Below are 20,658 nucleotides of genomic sequence, written 5' to 3'. Positions count from 1 at the left end.
TATTTTCGCTCCGTTCCGCGCTAATGCTCTTGAAAGCCTCCCGGCATTTGCCACATGAGGCGGGAAACGGATCTTTCGGGTCCAGCGAACGCAAGAGGTATTGAGATGCTGAACTTCCTTCGTCCTTCCGGCGGTGGCCGCGTGGAAAAAATCTCGGCGAAAGACGCCGTGGCCAAGGCGAAAGCCGGCGAACTGACCGTCGTCGACGTGCGCGAGGGCATGGAAGTCAAAAGCTCGGGCAAGGCCAAGGGCGCGCTGCATATCCCGCTCGCGACGATCCGCATGAAGGCCGATCCGTCGAGCCCCGAGAAGCATCCCAAGCTGGACACGTCGAAGCCGGTCGCTCTGTATTGCGCCTCAGGCGCGCGTTCGGCCGGTGCGGCGCAGATGCTCGCCCAGCTTGGCTACGAGCATGTCTACAACATCGGCGGTCTGGGCGACTGGCACGCAGGCGGCGGCGAGATCGAACGCTGATCGCGCGCTGCATCGCATGATTTTGAAGGGGTCCCGCCGGGGCCCCTTTTGTTTTGCACGCCCCGCGGAATTGCGTGAGCGCGGCGCGTGCCTATATCGAGACCGAGTGTTTTCGCGTGGAGATGATCACGATGGGATATGCCAAGACTGCGATGCTGATGGCGGCGATGACGGCGCTGTTCATGGGGTTGGGCTACCTGATGGGGGGCGCCACCGGCATGGTGATCGCGCTGATCTTCGCCGCCGGGATGAATGTCTATTCGTGGTGGAATTCGGACAAGATGGTCCTGCGGATGCATAACGCGCATCTGGTGGCGCCGGGCGACCGCGCGGGGCTGAACGCGCTGGTGGGCCAACTGGCGAAGAATGCCGATCTGCCGATGCCCGCCGTCTACCTGATCGACACCCCGCAGCCCAACGCTTTCGCCACAGGCCGCAACCCCGAGAATGCCGCCGTCGCGGTGACCGCCGGGTTGATGCAGAGCCTGTCGCGCGAGGAGCTGTCCGGCGTAATCGCCCACGAGCTGGCCCATATCAAGCACCGCGACACCGCGATAATGACAGTGACGGCAAGCTTCGCCGGTGCTATTTCGATGCTGGCGAATTTCGCCCTGTTCTTCGGCGGCTCGCGCGAGCGGATGGGGATCATGGGGACGCTGGCGATGATGCTCCTCGCCCCGATGGCGGCGGCGCTGGTGCAGATGGCGATCTCGCGCACCCGCGAATATGCGGCCGACAAGGAAGGCGCTGCGATCTGCGGCAATCCGCTCTGGCTGGCCTCGGCGCTGCAGCGGATCGAGGCGGGCGCGCGCCGGGTCGAGAATGTCGCCGCCGAGCGCAATCCCGCGACCGCGCATATGTTCATCATCAACCCGCTGAGCGGGCATGGCGCGGATAACCTGTTCGCTACCCACCCCTCGACCGAGAACCGCGTGGCCGCGCTGCGCCAGATGGCGGGCGGTACGGGTGCGCGCCGGGAACGCGCGACCCCTGCTCCCGCCACGGGCGATTGGAGCGGCGCGCGCTCCATGCCGAAGGTGCGGCGGAAGGGCAAGAACGGGCCTTGGTCATAACCGGCACGGGGCGACCAGCCCCGGGCCGCGCCCGACCCTCCCCCCGGGAGGGCGCATTGGCGGTGGCAGCGCGGGCACATCCGACTTGCGGGCTTGCGGGATAAACCGCCCGGCCACAGGCGACGCGCAGCGCCCACCCGAGGCTCGGGCGCGTCCCTTACCACCAAAACAAAAAGGCCGGGGTCTCCCCCGGCCTTTCGTATCTCTCGGCACATTCGATCAGAAGTGGATCGCGCGCCCGTAAGCGTCGAGCACCGACTCGTGCATCATCTCCGACAGGGTCGGGTGCGGGAAGACGGTGTTCATCAGGTCTTCCTCGGTGGTCTCGAGCTGACGCCCCACGACATAGCCCTGGATCAGCTCGGTCACTTCCGCGCCGACCATATGCGCGCCCAGCAATTCGCCGGTCTTCGCGTCGAACACGGTCTTCACCAGACCTTCGCTCTCGCCCAAGGCAATCGCCTTGCCGTTGCCGATGAAGGGGAAGCGGCCGACCTTGATGTCGTAGCCCGCCTCTTTCGCCTTCGCTTCGGTCATGCCGACCGAGGCGACCTGCGGCTGGCAATAGGTGCAGCCCGCGATCGAGCCCGGCTTGACCGGATGGGCGTGCTTGCCCGCGATCAGCTCGGCCACCATCACGCCCTCATGGCTCGCCTTGTGCGCGAGCCACGGTGCGCCCGCGATATCGCCGATGGCATAGAGCCCGTCGACGCCGGTGCGGCAGTATTCGTCGGTCACGACATGGGTGCGGTCGACCTTCACGCCCGCTTCTTCAAGGCCCAGATCCTCGACATTGCCGACGATACCGACCGCGGAGATCACCGTGTCGACCTCCAGCGTCTCGGTCTTGCCGCCCTTGTCGAGCGTCGCGATGACCTTGTCGGCCTTGCGGTCGAGCTTGGTCACGGTGGTCTTCTCGCGGATCGTCATGCCCTGCTTCTCGAACTGCTTCTTGGCGAATTTCGAGATTTCCTCGTCTTCGACGGGCAGCACGCGATCCATCACCTCGACGACCGTCGTCTCGGCGCCCAGCGTATTGAAGAAGCTGGCGAATTCGATGCCGATCGCGCCGGAGCCGATGACCAGCAGCTTCTTCGGCTCGTGCGGCGGGTTGAGCGCGTGCTTGTAGGACCAGACGCGCTTGCCGTCGGCCTCGAGCCCCGGCAGGTTGCGCGCCCGCGCGCCGGTGGCCAGCACGATATTCTTGGCGGTCAGTTCCTCGCTACCCTTGTCGGTTTTCACCGAAACCTTGCCCTTGCCGGCAAGCTTCGCCGCGCCCATCACGACATCGACCTTGTTCTTCTTCAGCAGATGGCCGACGCCGGAAGCGAGCTGCTTTGCCACCCCGCGCGAGCGCTTCACCACCGCGTCGAGGTCATAGCCGAACTTCTCGGCGCTGAGACCGAAATCCTTCGCGCGCTCCATCAGGTGGAACACCTCGGCCGAGCGCAAGAGCGCTTTCGTGGGGATACAGCCCCAGTTCAGGCAGATGCCGCCCAGATGCTCGCGCTCCACGATCGCGACCTTAAGGCCCAACTGTGCGCCCCGGATGGCGCTGACATAGCCCCCCGGCCCTGCCCCGATCACAATCATGTCGTAGCTTTTCGATGCCATGTCTTCCCTCCGGTCAGAAACTGGTTTGGCATTAAACTATTTTACGGACAGCTTCAACTCATCCGCATCCGCAAGCGCTTTGCGGTAGCCGCCCTGTTCCATAAATGCCTGTTCCTCGGGCGTCGTTTCGCGATCTAGCGCGGAATTGCGCCAAGGGAAGCGCCCGAACCGTTCGATCACTGAACGATGCGCGCGCGCATGGCGCAGGTTGTCTTCCGAGCGCCATCGCTCGGCGAATAGCGACACGGCGCGATCCTGATCGGATAGCTCCTCGGAATGCATGAAAGGCAGGTAGAAGAATTGCTGCAGCGGCGGGCCGATCTTCAGGTCGAACCCTTCGGCGATCGCGCGATCGGCATGGCGGCGCGCCATCGGGTCGGTCTGGAAGGCGCGCGGGTCTTCGCGGAACATGTTGCGCGGGAACTGGTCGAGCAGCAGCAAAAGCGCCAGCGCGCCCTCGGCGTTACGCTCCCATTCGCTCAGCGCGCCTTGCGCGCCCACCTGCCAGAGCGGCGCATAGCGACGCCGGATCGCGGCGTCGATCTGCTCGCTCGACTGATACCAGTATTTCTCGCCGACCTCGATACGCCAGAAGCGTATAATCTCGTTGATGCGATCCATGGTAACGGCCCTCCCCTGCCGTGCCTGCCCCGCCTGATCTTCAGATCATGGTAGGGCAAGCGCAGGGGCAGGCAAAGGGGGCTTGCGTCAGCCGGTGGTCTCGGTGCGCTTGTCGGCCTCGGACGGCTCGTCCGCATCTGCCTCGGCTTCGGCCTCCGCTTCCGCTTCTTCCTGAGCGACTTCGAGACGGGCCTCGACCGCAACCGCCGTCGCCGTCGGCGAGAGCAGCGTGTAGGAGCCGGTCTCGTCCGCCGAAGGCGCTTCGCGGCGCGTCATCCGCCACGCGGCATAGCCCGCGATCCCGGCACAGAGCACCCCGATATAGAGGAAGAACCCGCCCGGTCCCATGACGCTCATGAGCCAACCGGTCACCAGCGGCCCCGCCACCGCACCGAGCCCGTTGATGAACATCAGCCCCGCCGAAGCGGACGCCATATCGGAATAATCGAGATAGTCATTCGTATAGGCGATCAGCAGTGAATAGAGCGGGTTGGCCACACCGCCGATCAGCGCCGCCCCGATCAGCAGCACCCAGAAGGGCGGGTTCGTCGCGAAGATCGCGAAGGTCACTACCGCACCTACAAGCGCCGCGCCCATGATCACGCGGCGCCGGTCCATCCGGTCGGAGGCCCAGCCAATCGGATATTGCAGAAAGAGGCCGCCCACGTAGATCGCCGCCACGAAGGCCGAAATCTGCTTCACGTTGAGCCCTTCGGCGGTGCCCCAGACCGAGGCCATGCCGAACATCGCCGAGATGATGCCGCCCAGCAGGAAGATCCCCACCATGCCCAGCGGCGAGGCTTCCCAGAGCCGCCTGAAGGTCATGCGCTGGATCGTCTCGAAGCTGGGTGCAGGCGAGGCCGCGAGCAGGATCGGCGTGAAGGACAGCGACACCAGCACCGAGGGGATCACGAAGAGGAGATAGCCCGCCGGGTCGCCCACGTTCAGCAGCGCCTGCGCCGTCACGATGCCGAACATCTGCATGATCATGTAGAGCGACAGCGCCTGCCCGCGCGTCTCGTTGGTGGAACCCGCGTTCAGCCAGCTTTCCGCCGTGATATACACGCCCGAGAAGGAGAAGCCGATCAGCACGCGCAACGCCACCCAGGAGGGCCAATTCGGAAAGGCGGCATAAAGGACGAGAATCGCCGAGATCAGCGAGCCGAGCGCCGCGAAGACCCGCACGTGACCGACGCGCGCGATCATCTCCGGCACCATGCGCGACCCGAACAGGAAGCCCGCGAAATAGGCCGACATGACGAGCGACATGTAGAAAGTGTCGATACCCTCGATCTTGCCGCGGATACCAAGCAGCGTGCCCTGCATCCCGTTGCCGACCATCAAGAGCATGATGCCCAGCAATAGCGGCCATGTCTGGCGCAGCACTAACAACATGTCTTGGACTCCCGGGGACTGATTTGGATTGCGTCGTGTCGCGGCATCTAGTCCGCAGCGGAGACATTTCCAAGCCCTGAAAGCGACTCTACGGAATTAGAAGCGACGCATCGCCGTAAGAGAAGAAACGATAGCCCGTCTTAACCGCATGATCGTAAATTTCGCGTATACGGTCCTGGCCCATCAAAGCCGAGACCAGCATCAGCAGCGTCGATTTCGGCAGGTGGAAATTCGTCATCAGCGCATCGGTGATGCGGAACTCGAAGCCGGGATAGATGAAGATGTCGGTGGCGTCGCGGAAGGGCACGATATGGCCTTTCGCCCCACCCTCGGCACGCGCGGCGCTTTCGATCAGGCGCAGCGCGGTGGTGCCCACGGGGATGACGCGCCCGCCCGCCTGTTTGGTCGCGTTGACCTCGGTCGCCGCCTGTTCGCTCACCTCGCCCCATTCGGCATGCATCTTGTGGGTGGTGACGTCCTCGACCTTCACAGGCAGGAAGGTGCCCGCGCCGACATGGAGCGTGACTTCGGTGAACTCCACGCCCTTGGCGGCCAGCGCCTCCAGCAGCTCGCGGGTGAAATGCAGGCTAGCCGTGGGCGCCGCGACCGCGCCGGAATGGCGTGCGAAGACGGTCTGATAGTCGCGTTTGTCTTCGTCATCGGGCGCGCGCAGCGCCGCGATATAGGGCGGCAGCGGCATCGCGCCCGCCTCAGCCAGTGCCGCGTCGAAATCCTCGCCCGACAGGTTGAAGCTGAGCCGCAGCTGGCCGTCCTCGATCGCCTCGACCTTGGCCGAGAGCGCGTCGGAGAAGACGATCTCCTCGCCTTCCTTCACCTTGCGCAACGGCTTGGCCAGCGCCGACCATTCGCTGCCCGGTGCGGGCTCCAGAAGCGTCACCTCGACCTTTGCGACCACCTCGCCCTGCGCGCTTTGCCGGGTCCGCGTGCCCGCCAGCCGCGCCGGGATCACCTTGGTGTTGTTGAGCACCAGCCGGTCGCCGGGGCGGAAGATGTCGATCAGGTCGCGCACATGGCGGTCATGGATCGCATCGCCCTCGGCCAGCAGCAGCCGCGCCGCATCGCGCGGGCGCGCGGGCCGCGTCGCAATCAACCCCTCGGGGAGCTCGAAATCGAAATCGTCTAGCTTCATCGTCAGCCTTATTCGCTCAGCACCTTGGGCGGCCCCGCCCGGAACAACTCGCGCAGACCGCCCGGCGCGAGCACCGAGAGCGGATTGATCGAGACCTTCGGCGCATCGGAGCTTCCGCGCAGCGAGTAGTTGAACCCGAAGAGCCCCTCGCCTTGCTTGGAGATGACCTGACCGATCCCGTTCACGAGATAGAAAGGCGAGATCACGCCCTTCATGTTCAGTGTCTTCGATTGCGGGTAATAGTTGCCCGTCATCGTCACCCCCATAGAGGCCCCCACGGCGGCGCCCCGTGTGACACTCACCCCGTTGGGCGTCAAGCGGAAGGCGCCATCGACCGAGCTGAACAGGATGCCATCACCGCTGAGCTGCTCCAGCAGCCCCACGCCCGAGGCCGCGGACAGCAGCGAGGCCAGAACCGGCGCGTCCTTCACCCGCAGGTTTGCGACCGAGAGCTTGCCGTCATAGCTTTTCTGTCCCAGTGGCGTCAGCACCAGTGTGCCCTGCCCGCCGCGGGCCTTGGTGAAGATCCCGGTTGCCGCCAGCGCGCGGCCTGCGTCGCGGGTTTGCGCGCGCACCGAGACGCGCCCGCCTGCGGCCGGGATCACCGTGCCGTCGATCGGCGCGCTGCCGTTCAACTGCCCCTGGAACCGTCCCGAGAGACCGCCCCGCGTGTTGAAATCGCCCCGGAAGCCCGTCAGCGCGATGCCATCCGTGATCTGCACCCGGTCGAGGGCCGCGCTGATCGCCGTGCCGGCACCGCCCGCGCTAGCACCCGCACCACCGCCCAAATCCGCCTTAGCGAGGTCCAGCCTGCCCGAGGTGACATTCACTTTCGGCGGGCGCGCCTTGCCCTGACCGATCAGATCGACGCTGCCGGTGAACCAGTTGCCGACGCTCAGGCTCGAGAACCGCGCCCGGTTCAGCCCGCCGCCCTTGTTCAAGGTGATGTCGCCCTGCGTCTTCAGCCCCGCAGCACTCAGCGACAGGCTGTCGACCTGCGGCGGCGCGCCAAGCGTGCCGGACATTTTCAGATCGCCCGCACTGCCCGGCGCTTTGCTCCAGCCGATTTCCGGGATCGACAGGCGGATCCCCTGCAACGCGCTCGCGAAGGTGAACCGCGTCGGTTGATCCTTGCGCAGCTCGAGCGCGATACGGCCCTTACCCGAACCGCGCACCATGCCGTTGGGCAGCGCAATCCCCAGCCGGTCGAGCCCATCGGGGCTGACATCGACCGTGCCCGCGACCTCAGAACGCCCCTTGTTCTCGGGCCCGAATTTCTGCGTCCAGGCGGCATCGAACCCGACACCGGACAGAGTGCCCTTGCCCGAGATCGTCATCCCTTGGGGATCAGCCTTCAGCGTCAACAAATCGGACCGCAGCGACCGGTCGGGAACCAGCGTGTCGCTTTTCACCTCGGTCAGCCGGGCGGTCACGTCGAAATCGATCTCATCCTGCGGCACATTGGGCTTCAGCGGCAAGCGGATCACCGAGCGCGCCTCGGCCCAGCCCTGCGCCACATCGGTGCTCATGCCCGCCTTGCTGAGGAATTCGAATGGCGGCTGATCGAGCAGCGACAGGGCCGCCGGGATCGGCGAGCGCGTCATCAGCGTGACCTTCGCCGGAGCGGGCTTGATGCGGATATCGGGCACGATGAGCGACGAGCCCGTCACCTCGATCCGCCCGCCCGACGGCGCGGTCACATGTCCCTCCTCGACCTTGAGCGCCTGCCGCGTGTCGATGATCGTGGCGAAACCTCGGCCCTGCTGCACGGGCGGCAGCGTTTTGATGATCCGCACATCCGCGCCCCGGAACTCGTAGCCAAGCGCCAGTTTCGGCTGCGCGCCCGGCACGAGCCGCAGCGCCACGCGGGCATTGCGCAGCTGGCCCGTGGTCACGTTCTTCTCGAGCCATTCGCGGGTCTTCGGCACCACCGCCGGCGGCCAGAGCGCGAGCAGCTTGGTCTGGTCGATCTGGTCGATCCCGGCATCGAGCGCGACTTTCCAGCCGTCCTTCTCGGCGCTGACCTTGCCGCGCGCCGAGATCGTCGTGTCGCCCTGATCGTTGAGTTCGAGCTGGCCGATATCGATGCGGAACGGATCGAGATTCAGCCGAAAATCGACCGCCCCTTGCGCGAATTGCACCGGGCTCTCGAACAGCCCCGCCGGATCGAGCTGGAGATCGGAAATCGCGATCTGGCCGACGATCTTCTGCGGCACCCCGCCTTCGAGATCGCGCAGATAGGTGTGACCCGCCGCCTTCAGGCGCAGCGCTCGGCTGTTGAGCGAAAGCGTCGAGACCTCGACGCGCTGCCGTTTCGGATCGTAGTTGAGATAAAGCTTGCCGTTCTCGATCGGGATCGGGTTCACGCCCTCATTGGGCCGGATCGCGCCGCGCCCGATTTCGAGCATCGCGTTCATCCCGGTCAGTTCGCCCTTGTCGTTGAGCCCCGAGCGCAGCGCCCCCGAGATCGGCGCATCGAGCACGCCGAGCGCCGCGAGCGCCGGGGCCTGAACCGCCAGATCGCGCGCCGGAAGCGCAGTCACCGCGGCCCCGAAACTGGCTTCACGGCTGGCTTTCTGCGTGGTCATCGACAGCGCGACCTGCGCCGGTTTCGTCTGCCCGCTGCCCAAATCGAACCCCAGCGCGACCGAGATTTCACTGTCGCTTTGAGTCAGCTTGAAGCGGCCATCGGTGACCTTCCAGAGCCGGTCGAGCCGCTCGTCCATCAGCCGGATTTGCAGGTCTTCCGCGCTGATCTGCTGCAGCCGGGACAGCGCCGGAACTTCCAGGGTTTTCTCAAATGTCTCAATGAGATCGGAGGCGTTATTCAAGTCGATATTGGCGAAGCGATTGCCGCCGCCGAAATCGAGATCCAGATTGCCGTCGGGCAGACGATGCAGCGACAGGCTCGCCCCGCGCAACCGAAACGAGCGCGGCTCTATCCGCCCGCGCAGCAAAGGCTCCGCCCAGAGCGTCATGCGCAATTCCGGCAGGACCGCGATCGGCAGACCCGAGGGCCGCTCCAGCCGCACAGTGTTCAGCCGGATCCGGGGACGGATGCCATCGTCGATGTAAAGATCGATCCCGCCGGACAGCCGGACCCGCATCTGGCCTTGCAAGGCGTCATTGGCGCGGGTCTCGATGCGCGCGACGATCCATTGCGGCACGGCGACCGCGCGATGCGTGATGACAAGAAAGGCGCCAGCAGCCACGACCCCAAGAAACAGGAAACTGAGAACAAGAAGCAGACCGGTGCGGGCACGGCGGCCGCGGCTCACCGGGGGCGCTGCTCCGGGCTGGGTCTCGGCTTCGGATTTGGGCGTCTCGGCATCGCTCAACGACGCATCGCTCGCCCTTTTGGGCGCGCCGGACGTTTCGCGACTATCGGGACGCTGTCTCTCCATACCGTTCGTCTTGCGCCCGTTGGATCGGGCCTTTTTCTCCCTCGGCGGCGGCGCGTGCCGACCCCGTCTCTTATGCCGGGCCCACCGCGCGCGGTCTTGCCCGGGTCTCCTGCCTCGTGGTTAAGTCTCGCGCAAGCGGGCGTGGAAAGTAAGCCCCGAAACTGCAAGGAGGTTCCCCAATGATCGAGACAGGCGAAAAAGCGCCGGAGTTCACCCTTCCCGCTACGGGGGGCAAGAGCTTCGAAACGCTCGGAAATCCGATCACGGATGACGGAAATCTGACGCTGTCGGCCTTTGCGGGCCGTCCGGTCGTGCTGTATTTCTACCCCAAGGACAACACGCCCGGCTGCACCACCGAGGCGCTGGATTTCACCCGCCTCGCCCCGGATTTCGCCGAGGCCGGCGTCGTCGTCATCGGCATTTCGAAAGACAGCCTGAAGAAGCACGAGAATTTCTGCGCCAAGCATGATCTGGGCATCTATCTCGCCTCGGATGATGGTGGCGAGACCTGCGAAAGCTATGGCGTCTGGGCCGAAAAATCGATGTATGGCAAAACCTTCTGGGGCATTGTTCGCGCGACTTTCCTGATCGGCGCGGACGGCAACGTCGCGCGGGTTTGGCCGAAAGTGAAAGTCAAAGGCCACGCCGAAGAGGTGCTCGAAGCCGCCCGCGACCTGGGCTGAGCCGCCCCTCGGGCGCAGCGCCCCGCATGGCACCCCGGCGGGCGACAGATTTCGCACCGCGGGGGCGTCGTGCGGCGCGCGCCCATCGGCAAGTGCGGATCACACCAACGTGACGCCCAGATGACCAGCTGGGACGAAACCGCCGGGCCACCCTCTCTTTTGGGCAGAAAACCGCTCATACCGCGCGCGCGAGGGAACCGTGACCAAATGCGAGGGGGAAAGAGGTTGCCGGGACCTGCCCCCCTTGGTAATCCCTTTGGCCAAGGGCGGAGGACTTATCCACAAGCAGGACGGGTGCGCCGCCGCAAGTGACGTGCGGCCCCGTGGCCGCGCTTGATCCGCAACAAACACAGGACCGACCGGCTTGCCTAGACGCATTCTCGACCGCCTGAACACCCGTCTCGAGCGCATCCTGCCCGAACAGCGGCTGTTTCTGAAATCAGACAGCGCCACGCGGTTCGTCCGACTGCGCCCCCTCACCCAAGCGAGTGTACTGGCGATCGGCGCAGGCGTATTCGTGTGGTCGATGGCCGCGACCTCGATGCTCTTCATCGACGGAATTTCCTCCGGCGGGGCCGAGCAGAACGACAAGGTCGCGAAACTCGCCTTCGAGCGCCGCCTCGACGCGCTCTCGCAAGAGCGCGACGCCCGCGCCGCCGAAGCCCTCGCCGCGCAGGACCGTTTCCAGACCGCCCTCGAGCAGGTTTCGAAGATGCAATCCACGCTGCTCGCCTCGGAAGAACGCAAGCGCGAGCTGGAGACCGGGATCGGCGTGATCCAGGCCACCCTGCGCCGCACCATGGACGAGCGCGACACCGCCCGGCTCGCGTTGGCCAAGGCCGAGGGCAAAGGCCCCGATGCGGGTCCTACGCCGATCGCCCGCGCCGAGGACATGGAGAAGACGGTCGACATGCTGTCCACCGCGCTCGGCGAGACCGCGAAGGAACGCGACACCGCAAATGCCGACGCCAAGACCGCGCAACTGCAGATGGACAAGATCGCGCTGCAGAAGCGTCTCCTCGAACAGCGCAACGACGAAATCTTCACCACGCTCGAAGGGGCGGTGAAAATCTCGATGGAGCCGCTCGACAAGGTCTTCAAACAGGCCGGCATGGACCCCGATCACGTGCTCAAGGAAATCAAACGGGGCTATTCGGGCACCGGCGGGCCGCTCTCGCCGATCTCGCTCTCGACCAAGGGCACGGCCGATCTCGATGGCGACACCGCGCGCGCCGAGAACATCCTGCGCAAGCTCGACGAGATGAACATGTATCGCATCGCCGTCGACAAGCTGCCCTTCTCGATGCCCGTGAAGGCGCATTTCCGCTTCTCGTCGCCCTTCGGCTGGCGCTGGGGCCGGATGCATGAGGGCGTCGATATGGCCGCCCCGATCGGCACCAAGGTCTATGCTCCTGCCGATGGCGTCGTGATCGCCGCCGAGCGCGAACGCGGCTACGGCAATATCGTCAAGATCCGCCACGAGTTCGGCATCACCACCCGCTACGGCCACCTCAACAAATTCCACGTGAAAGTCGGGCAAAAAGTGTCGCAAGGCGAGTGGATTGCTGATATGGGCAATACCGGACACTCCACGGGACCGCATCTGCACTACGAGATCCGGCTCGGAGGCAAGCCAATTAACCCGATGACCTTCATCAAGGCTGGTAAGAATGTTTTCTAAATCGAAAATCCATGAACCGGGCCCCAAGGCCGACGGCGACAAGCCCAAAACCGGTGAGAGCTCGACCGCTCCGAGCCGCCCGACGTCCAGCTCGAGCGACTACACGCCGAGCGCGGCGCCGCGCTCGAAGCCCGCGCCCTCGGTTCTCTCCTCGGACCTGACCATCACCGGCAACGTCAAGACGACCGGCGACATCCAGATCGAAGGCACCGTCGAAGGCGACATCCGCGCCCATCTGCTGACCGTCGGCGAAAGCGCCACGATCAAGGGTGAGATCATGGCAGACGACGTCGTGGTCAATGGCCGCGTCGTGGGCCGTGTGCGCGGCCTGAAGGTGCGCCTGACCTCGACCGCACGCGTCGAAGGCGACATCATCCACAAGACCATCGCAATCGAGAGCGGTGCGCATTTCGAAGGTTCGGTGCAGCGTCAGGACGACCCGCTGCAAACCGGTCAGGGCACGCGGAAACTCGCGCCCCCGGCCTCCGAGACCGCCGCCGCAGCGCCGGCGCCTTCGGGGTCGGAACAGAAATAAAATCAGGCGATAGCCAGAGCAGGAGGGGCGGCCGATCGGGTCGCCCTTTTATTTTGCGCCGGTGCCATGTCCCGAGGCGGGCAAAAGGGGCGCTGCCCCTCTTCGCATGCGCGAATTCACCCCGGGATATTTCCGCCAAGCCGAAAACACGGGATATTCTTTCGGCTTGGCGGAAATATCCCGGGGGGCGCGCGCAGCGCGGGGGGCAGAGCCCCCCCTAGACCTGCCCCCATAGAAAAGCGCGCCGCGTGGGGGTGCCACGGGCGCGCCAGGTCAGAATGGCGGGGCATGAGACCGGGTTCGGCCCCTGCCCCGCGCGGTTTATTTCACGACCGTCTCCGGCCCCATCGCCATCGTCGGCAGCCAAGTCGACAGGAATGGCACATAGGTGACAAGGATCAGGAAGACAAAGAGCACGGCGAGGAAGGGCGCGGCCGCTTTCACGACCCGCATGATCGGCATCCCCGCCACGCCGGAGGTCACGAAGAGGTTCAAACCCACCGGTGGCGTGATCATCCCGATCTCCATGTTCACCACCATGATGATGCCGAGATGGATCGGATCGACGCCCAGCTCGATCGCGATCGGGAACACCAGCGGCGCGACGATCAGGATCAGGCCCGAGGGCTCCATGAACTGACCGCCGATCAGCAGGATGATGTTGACGATCACGAGGAACATGATCTTGCCCAGGCCTGCGCCGAGGAGGGCCTCGGTGATCTTCTGCGGGATCTGCTCGTCGGTCAGCACGTGCTTGAGGATCAGCGCGTTGGCGATGATGAACATCAGCGTGATCGTCAGCTTGCCCGCCTCGAACAGCGTGTCGCGCGTGCCCTTGTGCCAGATCGCGGTGAAGATTGCCTGCGGCTTCTTCAGAAGCGAAGTTTTCTGCTCGCCCTCATCGAGCGGGCCCATGTCGCGATAGATGAAGTTCGCAACGAACCACGCATAGACGGCGGCGACGGCAGCGGCCTCGGTGGGGGTAAAGATGCCCCCGGTGATGCCGGGGATGCCGTAGAGGCCGACCATGATGATCGCGATCAGCATCAGACCCCAGAACGCGTCGACGAAGCTTGCGGCGACTTCGCCCCAGCCTTGCCACTCGCCTTTCGGCAGGTTGCGCTTGATCGCGAAGAACAGAATCGTCGCCATCAGCATCACGCCGGCCATCAGGCCCGGAATGACGCCCGCGAGGAACATCCGGCCCACCGACACGTCGGTCGCCGAGGCATAGACCACCATCACGATCGACGGCGGGATCAGAATGCCCAAGGTGCCCGCGTTACAGATCACGCCGGCGGCGAAATCCTTCGAGTAGCCCACCTGCCGCATCGCCGCGATGACGATGGAGCCGATGGCGACCACGGTCGCGGGCGACGAGCCCGAGAGCGCCGCAAACAGCATACAGGCGAAGACGCCCGCGATGGCCAGACCGCCCGGCAGGTGGCCCACTACGGCGATGGCGAAGCGGATGATGCGCTGCGCCACGCCGCCCGTCGACATGAAGCTCGAGGCGAGGATGAAGAACGGGATCGCCAGCAGCGTCGCGTGGTTGTCCATCGCGTCATAGAGCGACTGCGCGATGGAGGCGAGCGAGGCGTCCGAGAAGATCAGCAGAAACAGCGTCGACGCGAGACCCAGAGAGACCGCGATCGGCACGCCGATCAGCATGAAGCCGATCACCATCACGAAAAGGAACAGGATATCCATGCCTCAGTCACCCTTGTTGATATGGGCCACGTCGGCCACTTGGTCTTCGGCTTCGTGGCTCACGATCAGCGCCGAACGCTTGCCCACGGCAACCCCGATTGCCGCCTGCACGAAGCGGATCAGCAGAAGCGTCACGCCGATCGGCAGGATCAGGTAAGGGATGAAGCGCGGCAGCTTGTCATAGGCCTCGCCCATGTTGAACCGATCCCCCAGCCAGACGGCGAGCCAATGCGCGATCGGCACCTGATCCGTCTCGTAGAAGGCGCGGTCGCGGGTGTCCTGAAAGCCCGTCGGGAACCAGCGGCCCGAGGTCTGCTCGAAGCCGGCGAAGGGCGCCCAGTAATCCCATGCGCCTTTCAGCAGCAGCACCGCGTAGAGAATGCACAGGCCCGCCGCGACGAGGCTCATGGCCTTACGCGGTCCCGGGCGCAGCATGTTGATGATCGCGTCGACGCCGAGATGCGCGGTCACTTTCACCGCGTAGCTCATGCCCAGCAGAACCAGCCAGGCGAAGAGGATCAACGTCGTCTCCAGCCCCCAGATCAGCGAGGAGTTGAAGACGTAGCGCAGCACGACATTGACGAAGGTGATCACTGTCATCGTGCCGAGGATCAACGCGATCAGCGTCTCCTCCAGATTGTGGATCGCCCGCGAAAACCCGTTGCGCGGCTCATAGCGCTGGCTCATGGCTCACTCCTGCCTCAGGTCGAGAGGTGAAAGGGGCGCGCGCGGGTGATGTAGGGGGCCGCGCGCACCGTGAGATCGGGCGACAGGTGGGGGCTGTCGCCCGTCCGTTCCGGATCAGTGCTTGGCGTTGATCGCCTGCGCTGCGTCGATGTTTTCCTGACCGACGTCATCCTTGAACTGGTCCCAGACCGGTTTCATCGCATCGACCCATTGCTGGCGCTGCTCGGGCGTCAGTTCGCGGATCGTCGCGCCGGCATCGAGGATCGCCTGACGGTTTTCCTCGTTCACCTGATTGATCGCGGCGTTACGCTCTTTGGTGACCTCGTCGAGGATCGACTTGATCTGATCGCGCATCGCCGGGTCGAGGCTGTCCCACCAATCGACCGAGGTCACGACCATGTAGTCGAGCAGACCGTGGTTGGTCTCGGTGATGCCGTCCTGAACTTCGTAGAACTTCTGACCGTAGATGTTCGACCAGGTGTTCTCCTGCCCGTCGACAACGCCGGTCTGCAGCGCGCCGTAGACTTCCGAGAAGGCCATCGGCTGCGGCGAGGCGTCGAGCGCTTCCATCTGCGCGATCAGCACGTCGGAGGGCTGCACGCGGAACTTCAGACCCTTGGCGTCGCCCGGCACCAGCAGCGGCTTGTTGGCCGAGAACTGCTTGAGGCCGTTATGCCAGAAATCGAGGCCCAGCAGACCGCGACGCACCATCGCCTCTTTCATGTTCTGGCCGATGTCGGAATTCTGGAATTCGTCGACGGCGGCCATGTTCTTGAACATGAAGGGCAGATCGAAGATGCGGTATTTCTTGGTGAAGGTCTCGAATTTCGAGAGGCTCGGCGCGGCCATCTGCACGTCGCCCTGCAGCATCGCCTCGAGCACCTGATCATCGTTGTAGAGGGTCGAGTTCGGGTAGACCTCAACGCAGGCCTTGCCGTCCATCTGCTCGTTCACGCGCTTGGCGAACAGGGCCGCCGCGATCCCTTTCGGATGCTTGTCGGTGTTGGTGACGTGGCTGAACTTGATGACCATCTCGCCTTCGTCGCAGCCCGTCGGATCGGCCATTGCGACCGAGGCCGAAGCCATGAGAGCGAGCGCCGAAACGGCGGCGGTAAATTTCTTCATAATGTCCTCCCGGAATTCATGTCACGCCGGTCCTCCCCGGCATTGGGGTCAGCAGAAAGCCGCCGAGAGATCCGATCAACTGTTTCGTGAAACTCTTGTGATGAAGGGATTATATGAAAAAAATCAGAATCTTAGAAGGAACGCCGCATTAGGACGCGCGGAGGTGTGTGCGAAATCCCGCACAGATAGATGCGGCTTCGTGCGAATCCTCGCCCGCCGCTAGTCGCGATACTCCTCGGGCCGCAGCCCGTGGCGCGCGAGCTTGTCGTAGAAGGTCTTGCGCGGCAGTTTCAGCGCGGAGGCCGCCTCGGTCGCATTGCCGCCCGCGCGGGTCAGCGCCTCGGCCAGCAGCGACTTCTCGACCGCCGCCATGCGCTCGGAGAGGCCGAGCTCCTCGGGAGGCTCCCCTGCCTCAAGGCCCATCGCGAAGCGCATCGCCTCGGACATCAGCGCGCGGGCATTGCCCGGCCAGTCGCGCGCCATCAGTTGCGCCGTCATCTCGGGCGGGATTTCGGGGGCGCGCAGATTGGCCTGTTCGCAGGCGGTGGCGACGTAATGGCGAAACAGCGCGGGGATATCCTCGGGGCGCTCGGACAGCGAGGGGATGCGCACTTTCAACGCCTCCAGCCGCCAGTAGAGATCGGGGTGGAAGCGCCCTGCCCGCGCCTCGCCCGGCAGGTCGCGATAGGTGCCCGCGATCAGGCGCGTGGCGGGCCGTGTCTCCAAGAGTTCGATCAGCGCGAACTGCGCGGGGCGCGGCAGGTCGGCCACTTCGTCAAGGTAGAGCGTCCCGCCCTCGGCCTGCGCAAAGCCCGCCTCCAGCGCCGCGACGTCGAGGCCCGCCGCCGCGAGCTTCACGAAGGGACGCCGTGCATTGGTGGACAGCAGATGGATCACCTCGGCGAGCTTGGAGTTTCCCGCCCCCGGCGCGCCGGTGATCAGCACCTCGGCGCCCGAGCGCGCGGCGCGACGGGCGGCTTCGCGCAGGCCCTCCGCCACCGGAGAGCTACCGACCAAAATCCGCGCCGCCGCGTCGCCGCGCTTGCCCGCTGCCCGCGAGAAGCGCGCCTCCATCACCCGCGCACGGGTTTCCAGCGCCTTCTCGACCACGGCCAGCAAGTCTTTCCCCGTGCAGGGTTTTTCCAGAAAATCGAAGGCACCCGCCGCCATCGCACGCACCGCCATCGGCACATCGGCCTCGCCGGTCAGCAGCACCACGGGCAGTTCCGCATCGGCCTTTTGCACGAGGTCCAGCAGCGCGAACCCGTCCTTGCCCGGCATCCGGATATCGGTGACGACGATCCCCTCGAACTCGGTCGAGATATGGTCCTTCGCCTCGATATAGCTGCCCGCGAGCGTCGGCTTCAGCCCCGCCAGTTCCAGCGTCTGGCCCAGCGCCTCGCGCACCGCGCGGTCGTCATCGACAAAGAGAACCCGGCGCATCATGTCTCCACCTCGATCGGTTTGGGTTGGGCCGTGGCTTCGCGCAGCTCGATGGTGAAACGCGCCCCGCCGCCGGGCACATTCTCGCCCCGCAGGGTGCCGCCGAACCCTTGCACCAGCCCGTAAGAGATCGAGAGGCCGAGGCCAAGCCCCTCCGCCGATCCCGCCTCCTTGGTCGAGTAGAACGGATCGAAGATGCGGTCCGGATCGGCGATACCCGGCCCGGTATCGCGCAGGCTGAGGCGGATCATCCCGTCCGCGCGCGCCATGCGGATCGTCAGGCGGCGCTCAGACTGGCCTTCCATCGCCTCGATCGCGTTCGAGATCAGGTTGATGACGACCTGACTCAGCCGCACCTCGCCGCCCATCACGATGGCGGGGAAGTCGGGGCGCTGCCAGTCCACGGTGACGCCCGCGCGCCGCAGTCGCTCGTCGAGCATCTCCAGCGCGCTCTCCACCACCGCAGCCAGCCCGACGCGGGTCGCGGGTTCGCTTTCCTGTCGTGCGAATGCCCGCAGGTTGCGGATGATGCGCGCCATGCGATGCGCCATCGCCCCGATCTTGCCCAGCGTCTCGCCCGCCTCCTCGGTCCGACCGCGATCGAGCAGCAGTTCGGCATTCTCGGCATAAGACGAGATCGCCATCAGCGGCTGGTTCAGCTCGTGACTGATCCCCGCCGACATCTGTCCCAGCGCCGAGAGCTTGCCCGCCTGCACGAGTTCGGCCTGCGTGCGGCGCAGCTCCTCGTTCGCGGTCGACAGCTCCGCCGTGCGTTCGGCGACGCGGACTTCGAGCGCGGCATTGGCCTCGGATAGGGCCTGCCTGCGCTCCCACAGGGCGAACATCACCGCCCCTACCGCGAGAAACCCGGCCGCGGTCGAAAGCGCAGCGAGCCGCGCCGCGCGCAGCACCGGATCGGCGGCAGCGAGGGCATGGCCCTCCATTTCGATCACCGGCAAGGCGCGCGAGACGTCCAGTGCGGGACCGGAAAGCGAGCCATCCCCCGACACCAGACGATGACCCGCAAGGTTGCGTTCGCGCAGGTGCAGCACCCCGGCGAGCGACCCCGCTGGATAGGTCGCGGGGTCGGGCTTTGCCCCGGGCTCGGACAGCAGCACCAGATCGGTGCGGTTGGTCAGGAAACTCACGCCGCTATCATCGGTGAACCAGACCGGCACCGGGTTGCCGCGCCCCTCGGCCTCGACATCCTCGGCATTCAGCCGCAGCAGCACGATCCCCGCAACATTGCCGCCCGAGGCAAAGACCGGGGCTGCGAAGACGAACAGCCGATCGCCGGTATCGGGATCCACGAAATGCTCCGACCCGGTCGCCCCTTGCGCCGCCCGCGACAGCGCCCGGTTCATTGTGACCCGGTCAGGGCTATCCGCCGGGCCCGCGAGCACAGTGCCCCCCGGCGCGATGAGCCAGATGTCGCGCGCGCCCGCATGATCGGCGAGGCGCTGAAGCGTCAGGCTCACCGCCGCATCGCGCCATGTGCCGACCGCCTTGCCCCCTTCGGCGAAACGCGCCGCCAGCGCCACGACGTCGGGATGATCGGCCGCCAGCACCGCCACTTCGCGAAACTGCAAAAGTGCTGCCACCAGACGATCCGAGGCCAGCCGCAGATCGGACTGTCCCTGCGCTTCGATCCGCGCCAGACCCTCGCGCGCCGAGACCCGCCAGACCCCGATAGAGGCGGCGAGCGTCAGCGCGATCCAGATCAGCAATATGGCGACACGGCCCAGCATCAGCACTCTCCCGCCCCTTTCCTTGCGGCCTACCGCGCGGCAATGCAAGGCGGAGCGTTCGCTTGGTCTTGCATCCCCGGGCGCGTTGCGGCCAATCTGGCCCCGAGTAACCGGAGCGCCGATGCAGACCCTTTCCCAATCCCCGCTCGATCCAGAATTCGTCCAGAACCCCTACCCGTTCTATGATCGGGTGCGGCAAGGCGGCCCCTTCGTGCAATGGCCCGAATACGGGTTTCGCGTCACCGCGCGCGCTGCGATCGTCGGCGCGGCGCTGCGGGACCGGCGGCTGGGGCGCGAGGCCCCGCCCGAGCAGGCGGTGGACATCCCGAAACATCTCGAACCCTTCTACGCAATCGAGCGTCATTCGATGTTGGAACTGGAGGCGCCGACCCACACCCGGCTGCGCAAGCTGGTGACGAAGGCCTTCACCCCGCGCCGGATCGCGGGCATGGAGGACGAGATCACGGTGCTCTGCCATCGGCTGATCGACGAGATGCCCGAGGGTGGCTGCGACATGCTAGAGCATTTCGCCAAGCCCCTGCCGGTGATCGTGATCGCACGGCTTCTGGGCGTGCCCGAAAGCGATGCGGACAAGCTCTTGGCGTGGTCGAACGCGATGGTGCAGATGTATCAGGCGCGCCGCGACATCAGCCGTGAGGAAGACGCGGCGCGCGCTTCGGCGGACTTCGCGGCCTATCTGGGCGATCTGATCGAGACCCGCCGCAAAGCGCCCGGGGAAGATCTGATCTCGGAGCTGATCGCGGTCGAGGAAGAAGGCACCCATCTGACCCGCGACGAGCTGATCTCCACCGTGATCCTGCTGTTGAACGCGGGCCATGAGGCGACCGTCCACCAGATCGGCAACAGCGTGAAAACCCTGATCGAGCAGACCGTCGCACCGCATTGGCTGGAGCCCGCGCGGATCGACGGCACGATCGAGGAGCTACTGCGCTTCGATCCTCCGCTGCATCTGTTCACGCGCTGGCTCTATGAGGACATGGAGTTTCAGGGACAGGTGCTGCGCAAGGGCGAGCGGATCGGGCTGTTGCTCGCCGGTGCGAACCGCGATCCGTCGGCTTGGGACGATGCGAGCGTCTTCGATCCGTCGCGCCCCGTGCGCACGAATTTCGGCTTCGGCGCGGGGGCGCATTTCTGCATCGGCGCGCCGCTGGCGCGTCTGGAGCTGAAACTCGCCCTGCCGATGCTGATGGAGCGGCTACAGGGGCTCGATCTGCCGCGCCGCCCCTATTACGCGGATCTCTATCACTTCCACGGGCTGGAGAAGCTGCAGGTCACCTATACCAAGCGCTGAGCC

16 protein-coding genes are annotated in these 20,658 nt (G+C 65.4%); 6 read left to right on the top strand and 10 right to left on the bottom strand.

Features of this window, described 5'->3' with window-relative positions; all coding sequences use genetic code 11:
* Positions 1 to 105: 105 nt before the first annotated feature.
* Together BMI88_RS05895 and htpX are read left to right on the top strand one after the other, a co-directional pair.
* Complete coding sequence (locus BMI88_RS05895; RefSeq protein WP_078546795.1) at positions 106 to 474, top strand: rhodanese-like domain-containing protein; 369 nt, start codon at positions 106 to 108, stop codon at positions 472 to 474.
* Positions 475 to 605: 131 nt separating this feature from the next.
* Positions 606 to 1,547 carry a zinc metalloprotease HtpX gene (gene htpX, locus BMI88_RS05890; protein ID WP_078547306.1) on the top strand — a complete coding sequence of 314 codons (942 nt, stop codon included), beginning with the start codon at positions 606 to 608 and terminating at the stop codon, positions 1,545 to 1,547.
* A gap of 219 nt (positions 1,548 to 1,766) precedes the next feature.
* Here the strand turns inward: htpX and lpdA are convergent, their stop codons facing one another.
* From lpdA to BMI88_RS05865, 5 genes are all read right to left on the bottom strand, one after another.
* Positions 1,767 to 3,161 carry a dihydrolipoyl dehydrogenase gene (gene lpdA, locus BMI88_RS05885; RefSeq protein ID WP_078546793.1) on the bottom strand — a complete coding sequence of 465 codons (1,395 nt, stop codon included), beginning with the start codon at positions 3,159 to 3,161 and terminating at the stop codon, positions 1,767 to 1,769.
* Positions 3,162 to 3,197: 36 nt separating this feature from the next.
* Positions 3,198 to 3,782, bottom strand: coding sequence for a DUF924 family protein (locus tag BMI88_RS05880; protein WP_078546791.1), 585 nt, complete (start codon positions 3,780 to 3,782; stop codon positions 3,198 to 3,200).
* 87 nt (positions 3,783 to 3,869) lie between these two features.
* Positions 3,870 to 5,177 (bottom strand): MFS transporter, encoded by a 1,308-nt coding sequence (locus tag BMI88_RS05875; protein WP_078546789.1) that lies wholly within the window; start codon positions 5,175 to 5,177, stop codon positions 3,870 to 3,872.
* An 88-nt stretch (positions 5,178 to 5,265) separates the two neighbouring features.
* Positions 5,266 to 6,327, bottom strand: a complete 1,062-nt coding sequence (queA, locus tag BMI88_RS05870; protein ID WP_078546787.1) for a tRNA preQ1(34) S-adenosylmethionine ribosyltransferase-isomerase QueA — start codon at positions 6,325 to 6,327, stop codon at positions 5,266 to 5,268.
* 8 nt (positions 6,328 to 6,335) lie between these two features.
* On the bottom strand, positions 6,336 to 9,665 hold the full coding sequence (locus tag BMI88_RS05865) for an AsmA-like C-terminal region-containing protein (RefSeq protein ID WP_168173948.1): 3,330 nt from the start codon (positions 9,663 to 9,665) through the stop codon (positions 6,336 to 6,338).
* A gap of 245 nt (positions 9,666 to 9,910) precedes the next feature.
* On the opposite strand from BMI88_RS05865, the gene BMI88_RS05860 reads away from it, so the two are divergent.
* From BMI88_RS05860 to BMI88_RS05850, 3 genes are all read left to right on the top strand, one after another.
* Entirely contained in the window at positions 9,911 to 10,414 is a 504-nt protein-coding gene (locus BMI88_RS05860) for a peroxiredoxin (protein WP_078546783.1), read from the top strand.
* Positions 10,415 to 10,778: 364 nt separating this feature from the next.
* Entirely contained in the window at positions 10,779 to 12,095 is a 1,317-nt protein-coding gene (locus BMI88_RS05855) for a M23 family metallopeptidase (RefSeq protein ID WP_078519317.1), read from the top strand.
* Positions 12,085 to 12,630 carry a polymer-forming cytoskeletal protein gene (locus BMI88_RS05850; protein WP_078546781.1) on the top strand — a complete coding sequence of 182 codons (546 nt, stop codon included), beginning with the start codon at positions 12,085 to 12,087 and terminating at the stop codon, positions 12,628 to 12,630. The genes BMI88_RS05855 and BMI88_RS05850 overlap by 11 nt, the downstream gene beginning before the upstream one ends.
* 321 nt (positions 12,631 to 12,951) lie before the next feature.
* Here the strand turns inward: BMI88_RS05850 and BMI88_RS05845 are convergent, their stop codons facing one another.
* The 5 genes from BMI88_RS05845 to BMI88_RS05825 all read right to left on the bottom strand — a co-directional run bounded on the left by BMI88_RS05845 (position 12,952) and on the right by BMI88_RS05825 (position 19,343).
* Positions 12,952 to 14,340, bottom strand: a complete 1,389-nt coding sequence (locus BMI88_RS05845) for a TRAP transporter large permease subunit (protein WP_078519319.1) — start codon at positions 14,338 to 14,340, stop codon at positions 12,952 to 12,954.
* Positions 14,341 to 14,343: 3 nt separating this feature from the next.
* The gene (locus BMI88_RS05840; RefSeq protein ID WP_078546779.1) at positions 14,344 to 15,027 is read right to left on the bottom strand and encodes a TRAP transporter small permease; all 684 of its coding nucleotides are present in this window, start codon (positions 15,025 to 15,027) and stop codon (positions 14,344 to 14,346) included.
* A gap of 114 nt (positions 15,028 to 15,141) precedes the next feature.
* Positions 15,142 to 16,152: a TRAP transporter substrate-binding protein gene (locus BMI88_RS05835; RefSeq protein ID WP_078546777.1), complete on the bottom strand. Its 1,011-nt coding sequence runs from the start codon at positions 16,150 to 16,152 to the stop codon at positions 15,142 to 15,144.
* 219 nt (positions 16,153 to 16,371) lie between these two features.
* Entirely contained in the window at positions 16,372 to 17,598 is a 1,227-nt protein-coding gene (locus BMI88_RS05830; RefSeq protein ID WP_078546775.1) for a sigma-54 dependent transcriptional regulator, read from the bottom strand.
* Positions 17,595 to 19,343, bottom strand: coding sequence for an ATP-binding protein (locus BMI88_RS05825; protein ID WP_078546773.1), 1,749 nt, complete (start codon positions 19,341 to 19,343; stop codon positions 17,595 to 17,597). Before BMI88_RS05825 ends, BMI88_RS05830 begins: the two co-directional genes overlap by 4 nt.
* Positions 19,344 to 19,464: 121 nt before the next feature.
* On the opposite strand from BMI88_RS05825, the gene BMI88_RS05820 reads away from it, so the two are divergent.
* Positions 19,465 to 20,655 carry a cytochrome P450 gene (locus tag BMI88_RS05820; protein ID WP_078546771.1) on the top strand — a complete coding sequence of 397 codons (1,191 nt, stop codon included), beginning with the start codon at positions 19,465 to 19,467 and terminating at the stop codon, positions 20,653 to 20,655.
* Positions 20,656 to 20,658 lie beyond the last annotated feature (3 nt).

It is taken from the genome of Thioclava sp. F36-6 (assembly GCF_002020305.1).
GTDB classification, from domain to species: domain Bacteria; phylum Pseudomonadota; class Alphaproteobacteria; order Rhodobacterales; family Rhodobacteraceae; genus Thioclava; species Thioclava sediminum.
Note: the sequence above shows the minus strand (reverse complement) of the source record. Positions and strands in the feature narration are given on the sequence as shown.